At 57.8% G+C, this 9,637-nt stretch carries 8 protein-coding genes; 3 read left to right on the forward strand and 5 right to left on the reverse strand.

Features of this window, described 5'->3' with window-relative positions:
* Positions 1-21: 21 nt before the first annotated feature.
* Positions 22-627 (reverse strand): hypothetical protein, encoded by a 606-nt coding sequence (locus VSX42_RS10585; RefSeq protein WP_326504240.1) that lies wholly within the window; start codon positions 625-627, stop codon positions 22-24.
* Positions 628-630: 3 nt separating this feature from the next.
* The gene (gene dapB / locus VSX42_RS10590; RefSeq protein WP_237209447.1) at positions 631-1,386 is read right to left on the reverse strand and encodes a 4-hydroxy-tetrahydrodipicolinate reductase; all 756 of its coding nucleotides are present in this window, start codon (positions 1,384-1,386) and stop codon (positions 631-633) included.
* A gap of 338 nt (positions 1,387-1,724) precedes the next feature.
* On the opposite strand from dapB, the gene VSX42_RS10595 reads away from it, so the two are divergent.
* Complete coding sequence (locus VSX42_RS10595; RefSeq protein ID WP_326504241.1) at positions 1,725-3,683, forward strand: acyltransferase family protein; 1,959 nt, start codon at positions 1,725-1,727, stop codon at positions 3,681-3,683.
* Between the two features lie 158 nt (positions 3,684-3,841).
* On the opposite strand, the gene VSX42_RS10600 is transcribed toward VSX42_RS10595, so the two are convergent.
* Both VSX42_RS10600 and VSX42_RS10605 read right to left on the reverse strand, forming a co-directional pair.
* Complete coding sequence (locus VSX42_RS10600) at positions 3,842-4,759, reverse strand: DUF559 domain-containing protein (RefSeq protein ID WP_326504242.1); 918 nt, start codon at positions 4,757-4,759, stop codon at positions 3,842-3,844.
* Positions 4,760-5,097: 338 nt separating this feature from the next.
* Entirely contained in the window at positions 5,098-6,429 is a 1,332-nt protein-coding gene (locus VSX42_RS10605; RefSeq protein ID WP_326504243.1) for a pitrilysin family protein, read from the reverse strand.
* A 206-nt stretch (positions 6,430-6,635) separates the two neighbouring features.
* Between VSX42_RS10605 and VSX42_RS10610 the strand changes: the two genes are divergently transcribed.
* Positions 6,636-8,522 (forward strand): Rib/alpha-like domain-containing protein, encoded by a 1,887-nt coding sequence (locus VSX42_RS10610; protein WP_326504244.1) that lies wholly within the window; start codon positions 6,636-6,638, stop codon positions 8,520-8,522.
* A gap of 56 nt (positions 8,523-8,578) precedes the next feature.
* Here VSX42_RS10610 and VSX42_RS10615 read toward each other — a convergent pair whose 3' ends face one another.
* Positions 8,579-9,073, reverse strand: a complete 495-nt coding sequence (locus VSX42_RS10615) for an SGNH hydrolase domain-containing protein (protein ID WP_326504245.1) — start codon at positions 9,071-9,073, stop codon at positions 8,579-8,581.
* A gap of 122 nt (positions 9,074-9,195) precedes the next feature.
* On the opposite strand from VSX42_RS10615, the gene VSX42_RS10620 reads away from it, so the two are divergent.
* A partial coding sequence (locus VSX42_RS10620; RefSeq protein WP_326504246.1) for a transposase family protein occupies positions 9,196-9,637 on the forward strand: 442 nt, incomplete at its 3' end.

Genomic DNA, 9,637 nt, shown 5'->3' on the forward strand with positions numbered 1-9,637 from the left:
ACGGATGCCTGCGGGCAACTTCTAGACGGAGAGTTGGGTCGGGGTTTTGCCGCGGTACAGGGCTATGGCGTTGCGCATGGCTTTGCGGGCGCGTTTTCGGTCGCCGGAGGCATCGTAGGCCAGTGAGAGGCGGAACCAGTTTTTCCAGCTGGCGGGGTCCTGCTCGGTGGCTGTGGCGTAGCGGGTGAATTGGGCGTCGGCTGCTGCGCGGTCTATGCGTCCTGATTCGGCGCGGGGCAGGGTGTCCTCGGGCAGTTCCCCGGTTGCGGCGAGTTCTTGGCCGAGCGCCTGGGTGCGTGAGCCGAAGATAATTTCGCGGACCATGGCCCAGGTACCCAGGACGGGCAGCACGATGAGAGCCCCGCCCAACAGTGTGCCCAGGGTTCCGGCATTCTGCAGGAAGATGAAGCCCCTCTGAACGGTCAGCACTAGGTAGAGGCTCAGGGCCACCGTGACGAGGGCGGCGAAGGCGCGCCCCCGCCCACCGGCGTCCACCGCGATAAACACCGCGCAGAAAACACCGACCGCGAGCAAGAAGAGGCGGGTTCCTAGCGGCAGGGGCAGGATGAGCACGGTGAGGACGGCCAGGGTGATTGCCCCTGCGGTAAAGGCGCGCAGCGAGGTCATTGGCTAGTCCAGGTTGAGGTAGCGGTCAAGGCCCACGGTGAGGCCGGGGTGCTGTTCGACCTGGCGGACGCCGAGCAGGACGCCGGGCATGAAGCTGGTGCGGTCAAAGGAGTCGTGGCGGATGACCAGCTGCTGACCGGCGTCGCCCAGCAGGATTTCCTGGTGGGCGGTCAGGCCGCGCAGTCGGACGGCGTGCACGTTGACGCCGGCGACCTTGGCGCCGCGGGATCCGCCCTCATCGGTTTCGGTAGCGTCGGGTGAGGCGGGCACGCCGGCTTCGGCGCGGGCTGCTGCAATTTTGTGGGCGGTGTGGACGGCGGTACCTGAGGGGGCATCCACCTTGTTGGGGTGGTGCATCTCGATGACCTCAACCGATTCAAAGAACTTAGCAGCCTTAGCTGCAAACTCGGTGGCCAGGATAGAACCGATAGCGAAATTGGGGGCAATCAGCACACCCACCTGAGGGTGCTCGGCGAGTAGGGCTTCAAGGGACGCAAGACGCTCTTCATTCCAGCCGGTGGTGCCAACCACCGCGTGGATGCCGTGCTCAACGGCGAAGCGTACGTTTGCCTCGGTGGCGGAGGGGACGGTCAGATCGATCATGACGTCGGCGCCGTATTCAACCAGTAGGTCCAGGGAGTCCCCGTTACCCAGGGCGGCTACCAGGTCCATGTCTTCTGCGGTGTTGACGGCTTTCACTGCCTCTGACCCCATACGACCGGCAGCGCCTACAACAGCGACCTTCCAAATCTTGCTCATGCCTCTATATACCCCTTAGATAGTCGTTAGCTTGGGTGCCGGGCGGCACCTGGCGGTACTCGCTCACGCGCACAGCACCGGCTGGCGCAGGTATCGCATCAAACAAGCCACATCACACTACTCTAGCGAACGGGGTAGCCTCGCTGCACGCTCTGCCGCACCCAAGCGTCCTTTCACCTGCGCCAATACCCGAAAGTAGGCGGGGGCATTTCAGCATCCGAAACCGCTTTCAGCCCGCTGAGTGCTAAAAGACCCGGCGGGTGCGACACAAGAAAAGCCTGCCAGCTCTTACACTAGAAAGGTGCGCCTGCACCCCAGCTCACCAACCCAAGGGAACTATGAAAGACGATCACGTTTTTTACTCTGCCGTGCACCCCCACGAGGGGCAGCGACGCTTTGTCCTGCGCGGTCTCGACGGCGTACGCGCTATCGCGGTGCTACTGGTGCTGGTGTACCACTTCTGGCCCCAGTACCTGCCCGGGGGCATGATTGGCGTTGATATTTTCTTCGTTATCTCGGGTTATCTGATCACTGCCCTGCTACTGCGTGAGGGTGCCTACACCGGCAAGATGGATATTGTTTCTTTCTGGGTGCGACGTCTGCGCCGCCTGGTGCCGGCTTTTGCCCTGCTGACCCTGGTGGTAGGTTCTTTGGCCCTGCTCGTGGGCGGTGATGCCCAGGTCGGCCTGGGCCGTCAGATTCTCGGTGCTTTTACCTACTCGTCGAACTGGCTGCTGATCTGGGCCGGTAACGACTATTTCACCCAGACCTCCCCTGAGCTTATGACCAATTTCTGGTCGCTGGCGGTTGAAGAGCAGTTCTACCTGTTCTGGCCTGTGGTGATGGTCTTTGTCTTTATGTTTACGGCCAAGTGGTGGCAGCGGGCTCTTGTTCCTGGCGTTTTGGGTGCCCTCTCGCTACTGGCTGCGGTCCTGCTGGGGCTACTGGGGGCTTCCACCACCCGCCTCTACTACGGCACCGATACCCACCTTTACGGCCTGATGCTGGGCGTCCTGCTAGCCATGATGATTCCCTGGTCCATGTACCCGCCCGTTGATGACCGCCTCTACCCCCTGGTCGGCTACGGCAACGGTATCTGGGGCTGGGTGCGCCAGCTAGTCGGTTGGGTGAGCCTGGTCGCCGTCATTCCCTTTGCGCTCACCCTTTCAGACCACAGCTCCTGGCTCATGCCCTGGGGCCTGCTGGTGGGTTCTCTTTTGGGTATGGGCATTATTCAGGCCCTGCTTCCGGACGTCCGCGGCGGCACCTCCGGGCTCTTTCGGGGTCTGCTGTCCCTAGCTCCCCTGCGCTGGATCGGCCAGCGCTCCTACGGCATATACCTCTGGCACTGGCCCCTGATGGTGCTGGCCCACTATACCTTTGGCGCGGCCCGCTCCCCCTGGGTGAACGTCGGCGTGCTGTTCTTAACCCTCATCGTTGCGGGGCTGTCGTATATGTATGTGGAACAGCCTGTTCGTCATCTGGGTTTCCGCGGGGCACTATCAGCCTGGTTCTCAGCCATGGTGGCACCCGCTGGCCGGGCCCTGCCGGTGGGCGCAGCCGTCCTCGCCGGTGTAACCCTCATTGCCACCGTTTTTGCGGTGCGTACCGCACCTGCCATGACCCAGGCTGAAGCCGTGGTGGCAGCCGGTGCCAACTACGCGCAGGCGTCCGCACCGGCGCCGCAGCCGACCGCGGACTCACCTGCTCCCAGCTCTTCTGCCAGCCCCAGCGCCTCAGCTGAACCGACGGAAAGCACCAGCCCCTCCCCTAGTTCATCTACCGTGCCGTCTGCCGCTGTTGATGGTTCCCAGGTGACGATTGTGGGTGACTCGGTCACGCTGGCCTCCTCGATTGCCCTGGGTGAGGCTATGCCCCAGGCCCTGGTCAATGCGGAAGTTTCCCGCACCAGCGCAGCTGCCCTGCCCGTTGTGGAGCAGCTAGTAGATTCGGGGCAGATGCGTGAGGTACTTGTGCTGTCGGTAACCGCCAACTCTACTTTTACCGTTGCCCAGCTAGAACAGCTCAAGGCCTCGGTGTCGCCTAACGGGGAGCGCAAGATTGTGCTGGTCACCGGCGTTGGCCCGGCCAACCTGACCTGGATTGAGCCCTCTAACCAGGTGATTCGTGAGTTCGCGGCGCAGAACCCCGATATGGTCTTCATCGCTGACTGGCAGGCCGCTGCCAAGGGCCACCCCGAGTACCTGGTCTCCGACGGCGTGCACCCGCAAAACGAGGGTCTGACCGTCTACGCCCAGACCGTCAAGGACGCGGTGGCAAAGGCGCTGGCGGGATAAGGCCGTTGCAGCGCCGGGCCGTCAGGTCTGTGCCGTGTCACGGGCTGTTCCCCGGCTCTCGGCGTCTTTCCCGCGTTTGCCCGCTTTTCTCCCCTCACTTTGTACCACGTGCTGCCCAGATTTAGCCCCAAATATGGGCAGGGCGCGGTACAAAGTAGCTAGAGCGGCGCCCCTCTGCGCAGTTCAAGCATTGCAGCAATTTCACTGGCTACCTGCTCCGGATGGTTTCTCACCTGCGCCCAGCTATACCGAAGAACAATCCAGCCCTGATTCTGCAGCTGTTTCTCACGCTTGCGCTCTGACATAACAGCCCGATCAGTAGGCCCGTAGTCCGTGTATTTGATGTGGCCGTCAAACTCAACAATGACCTTCTCATCCTCGTACAGAAAATCAGGTCTATATACCCTACCTCCAACCACTACATTTACTTGCTGTGCAGGTCTCGGTAGGCCACCGTCAATAATTGCGATCAATAGAAGAGTTTCGCCAGGGCTTTCGCACAGGCTACTGAGATACGGAAGTGTAGCCCGCGCTCGGCGTGCTCCCCGGCCCTTGAGCCTATACAGCCGCTCTTCTACAGCTTCACTCGTTGTAAGTTGCCGGTTCAAAGCCGAGTTGATAATGCACACCGATTCGCTCAGCTCCAGGTATCTCGCACAGTCATCGAGTGTCTGTAGCAGGCTAGTTGCTCGCACTGTTCCTGATATGTATGCGATGGGAACAGAAGGTTTTACAGTGTAATGTTTGATGATTCCTTGAGCGCGGCCTCGAGTATTCGAGCCAGCCAGAATATCGACCAGGTTCTCTGAAGCAATGACGCTAAGGCCATGGAGCCAGGCAGCGCTCCTGTGGCTGAAGATAGCATCAGGGTTCTGTTTTGCATAGGCAGCTATGGCGTAGGGGTATCGCTCAGCTGGTCGCAGAGAGTTATAGATAGAGCTTGGGCAGAATATGCCGGGGCGTAATTGCACGAGCTCGCCGCGGTGCATTTTGCGTGTGATGGTGGAGTTGCATAGGCCGGCGGCTACAAGTTCGGCACGGGTGGAAACGAAGGTTAGAGGTTCAGCGATTCGCATAGGGTGAGTTTGGCTCACCGTGTCTGAGGTTTTCTACTACTCGGTGGATTGTGGATAGCAGATAGGAATCTTGTGCCTAGCCAGGGGTCTTTGGGGCGTTCTTTTGGTGCAGTGAAGACGCTTTGTTTCGCCTTCTATCCACAGGGGTTGACCGACTGTCGTTTACTCGCTTCGGGGAGGGGCCCCGTCCGCCTGCCCTGCTTTCCCCTCACTTTGTACCACGTGCTGCCCATATTTAGCCCCGAAAGTGGGCAGGGCACGGTACAAAGCGGCAAGGTGCCCGTAGAGAGCGCAAAAAAGAAGGACGCCCGCAGATAAGCAGGCGCCCTCCCTAAAGTTTATTTGACGATAGTGGTAACCCACTCCTGGCTGGCCAGGTAGCGGACCAGGTCGTTGACTTCCTCGGCGGTTACTGACCGAACCCCATCGAGCAGCTCATCGATCGAGAGGAACTTACCCGAGTCTAGCTCAGCCCGGCCCAGGCGGCTCATTCGGGAGCCGGCGTCCTCACTGCCCAGCACGGTGGAACCACCCAGCTGCCCAACGACCTTCTTAAGTTCCTCCTGCGTGATACCGTCGCGCACAAATTCATCGAAGGTAGAGTGCATAAGCTCGGTAACCTGCTCTGCCTTGGCAGGGAGGCAGCCAGCGTACATACCGAAGTAGCCGGCGTCTGAGTAGGATCCGGTAAAGGAGAAGGTGGAGTAGGCCAGGCCGCGCTTTTCGCGGATTTCCTGGAAGAGGCGGGACGACATTCCCCCGCCCAGGGCGGAGTTGAGCACGCTCATGGCGTAGCGGCGCTCGTCGCCGGCGATGAGGCCGGGGCAGCCCATCACGATGTTGGTCTGTTCAAAGCCCTTGCTGAGGGTTTTTTCACGGGCTCCGGGAATGATCTGGCTTTGCTGACGGACGCGGCGCGGGGCAGGTAGGGCACCTTCGGTCAGGTCCCAGCCGCGGTTGGCTAGGGAGTCAAGGAGCAGGTTGACGATTTCTGAGTGGTTGAGGCTACCGGCTGCGGAAATGACTAAGCGGTCGGGGGTGTAGAACTTTTTGTAGTGTTCCCAGACCTTATCGCGGGCAACGTCGGTGATTTCCTGCGGGGTGCCGCCGATAGGGCGGCCCAGCGGGTTGTTGCCCATGAGCTGTTCGATGAAGGATTCGAAGGCGACGTCGGTGGGGTCATCCTGGTCCATGGCGATTTCTTCGAGGATGACGCCGCGTTCCTGTTCCAGCAGGGCAGGGTCGAGCTTGGCGCCGGTGACCATGTCGGCGATGACGTCGATAGCCATGGGGGTGTCTTCGTCGAGCACACGTGCGTAGTAGCAGGTGTGCTCTTTGGCGGTGAGGGCGTTTGATTCACCGCCTACCCGGTCAAAAGCGTGGGCGATATCGAGGGCGGTGCGGTTTTCAGTGCCTTTGAAGAGCAGATGTTCGAGGAAGTGGGTGGAACCCAGCATGCCGGGCTGTTCGTCGCGGGAGCCTACCCCTACCCAGAAACCGATGGAGACGCTGCGCTGGGAAGGCATACGTTCGGTGATGACGCGGACGCCGCCCGGCAGCACGGAGCGGCGCACTTCGTTGCCTCCCCCACCGGCGTAGATGAGACGGCCGGTGCGGTAGTTGAGCTCGTCGGTGAGGTCAGCGGTTTCAAGGGGTAGAAGGACGGGCATGGGCCTGCTTTCTGCTGTTCTGGGATACCTGTTTAGTATGCCAGATTTTTCAGTTTAGAATCTGGGGAAAACGCTTTACCATCACAAAATATGACTATATTTTTTAGACAAAATAGCTGAAGGGATTAGGGGCATTTTATTATTTAGTCTTTTTTTGATTAGATAACTAAGGAAACATATTTTTATCAGAAGGCCCTTTAGTTTTTATGAAACACCACACTCGCATCGCGGCCGCTCTGCTATCGTGCGGAGTCGCAACGCTCCCCATTGTTGCTCTCCCCCAAGCTGTCGCAGAGACCACCGCACAACAGGTTACTCCTGCAACGCAGACCCAGGCGTCGCTTTATTCACCCCAGTATGATCAGAGCGATTCTTACTTAGTTGTGGTTCCTGACCAGCGAACTTTTTACCCGCCCGTAGATTATTCTGGGGAACTCCCTGATGGAACCCGCTTTTCAGCTTCCCCGGACACCCCAAGCTGGATTTTTATTGGCCCTTACGGGGACATATCTGCCTCGCCTACCTATGATGTAGAACCGGGCACCTATACGGTAAACGTTCTTGTAACCTACCCCGATGGGTCGGTTGATACCCTATCTCAGCCCATAACGGTCATCAACGATTACTACAGCTCGCACATTACAGGTAATTATTTCCCCACGACCCAGCTCTCTTGGGGGCAGGAGTTCCCTTCGTTTGATCTTCAGGTTCCGTGGGAGCCGGGGATAGCTTTCTACATGGGTGAAAGCTCAAACCCCGCTTGGCTATCTGTCTCGAACTCTGGGTGGATTTCTGGCACTGTACCAGAGGGTACTCGCCCTGGACGCTATGACTATAGGGTCACTGCTTACGGCAACTACAATGTTCAGTTGCAGTACGACGGGTCTATTACTGTTACCGAGCCTGCCGGGCAAGAAGGTCTGTGGTATCCAGAGAATCTTTCTGTTGAACCAAATGGCCGTTTAGAGCTGGCCCCTCCTACTTTCGCTAACGGGTCTAAGGCACAGGGAGTTTTCTCTGCGACTACTGAAACCCCGTCGTGGGTTTCTGTAGCTAGCGATGGTTCTGTAGTGTTGGCCCCCGGCCTTGAGGTATCTAGCGGCGAGCATAAGATTCCTCTGAGCTTCGTGGGTGAGGACGGGGTAGAGCGCGCAGTTCATCTTACTGTGAATCTTTTAAAGTACAGTGACCTTATTTCTGTTTCTCGTGAACAAGCTTCAGTTGCAGAAACCGTTCCTGGTGAGGCTTTTAGTTATAACTTAGTAATCACAGGTAATGGTGGCTCTTTACCGGCTGGTACCGCTCTATCGCTGCAGTACTCTGACAGTGATATTTCGTCTGTTAGTTTGAGCGAGGACGGGCAGCAGATTCGTGTGGTTGCTTCTACGGATGCTCCTATTTCAACCGGGTCTTGGGCAAGTTATGCGTATCTACTACTCACCTACCCGGACGGGTCACAAGATAGTCTAGTAGCTCCGTATCGGGTTGTTGCCCCGCCCGTTCCAGAGGAAACTCCGGAGCCTTCCTCGGAACCCGTAGCCCCTACCCCCGAGGAGACCTCGGAAGTAGCTGTTCCTACAGCTTCAGCTGAGCCTACGGCTGTTCCCACAGCATCTGCGGAACCTTCCGCGACTCCTACTCCGGCAGAATCAGCTGCAGCTACAGCTGAGCCTACCGCCGCTCCCGTCGTTACTGATGCTGCGGCTGCTCTTCCTGAAGTCACCGAGTCTGTGGTGGCTCCTGTTGCGCCCACTGCAGTTGCGGCATCGCCCACCTCTGTACCGCCTGTAGAGCCTACCTTGCTAGCAGCTAGTCAGTTGTCTGTAGGTCCGCTACCTACCTATGGCCAGCCGATGCAGGGCCCTCGGGTGGAGCAAGCAAATGCTGCATCGCAGACTGCTCAGTTGAGTGAAGCAAGCTCATCGCAGGCTGCAGCTTCACCATCGAGTTCTGTTCAGCAGTCAGCCCAGCCTGCTTTGGCCCGTACTGGAGTTGGGGATAGTTTGACCATTCTGTCTATGGTGGGGGCAAGCTTGTTCTTTGTAGGTGGCATGGCATTAGTTGCAGTTCGTCGCCAGGCTAGATCAAAGTAAAGTTCAGAGCATAAAAACGAGGGGCAGGAACTCAAAGTTCCTGCCCCTCTTCTTTTTTATGGCTGGAGTACCGGTTTGATAAGCGGTGCCAGGCTTTCAGCAAATGCCTGAGTGATATGAGTGGGGTCTGTATGAGTCAGATATTCCCCAATAACTACAGGGCACGTCCCGTTGACGCAGGTTGCTGCAAGTGCATCAAAACGAGTCACAGTAGTTGCCCCGAGCTCGGCAGCATCTACAGCACGCTGTTCTGCTGTTTCCTTTTCCTGTTGGTAGCTTTGTAGCTCAGCAGAGCAATCTGCTGTTGTCCCAGTCTTAGTCATACAGCTTCGTGGATCGCCAGTAAGCGCAGGGGAACCAAGCACACTGATATGGCTGGTGTAGTTTGCAAGTTGCTTGAGCGTCTGAGCTGTTGCTTGCTCCCAGTTCTCTGACTTTTGAGTTGCATCGGTAATAATCTGGCCAGCTTCGTTGAGCTGATACTCATAGCCACCTGTTGCGCTCGCAATAACAATGAGATCTGGCTGCATCTTTTCAGCAAGATTAAACATAGAGGCTTATTCAAAAGTAGACACGCACCCCACACCCACCAACTAGACAACGGCCCCACCCGCGGCAAAAATATGAGCGTTAAATCTCTATAAATAACCTCAAGCCATACCGGACAAGACCGTTGCTACACCAGCGTACAACCGGCCTCACAGCCACGCAATTCGCCACGCTACACACAGCCCTCACCCATCACCTCACCTGGTCAAAACCAGGCGGAAGACCACCAGCGCTAACCCTCACCCAAGCCCTCAAAATCACCCTGCTCTACCACCGCCACAACCTCACCGAAGAACTCCTCGCAGAACTTTTTGCTGTCTCTCAATCGACAGTCTCACGAGCTATCAACACCATCGAAAAGGCCCTGGAGAAGATTCTCACTCCGCTGACTCAGCCTTTGAAAGAAAGCCTCAAAGCACCCGGGTCCTTAGTAGTTGACGGGACTCTGATACCCACGTGGAATTGGCGTTCACTTGGTAAAACAAATTTCTCTGGAAAGCACAAACGAGCCGGATTCAACCACCAAGTCATTTGCACCTTGGATGGAAAGTTGCTGGCTATCACAG

It is taken from the genome of Rothia nasimurium (genome assembly GCF_035916755.1).
Classification (GTDB): domain Bacteria; phylum Actinomycetota; class Actinomycetes; order Actinomycetales; family Micrococcaceae; genus Rothia.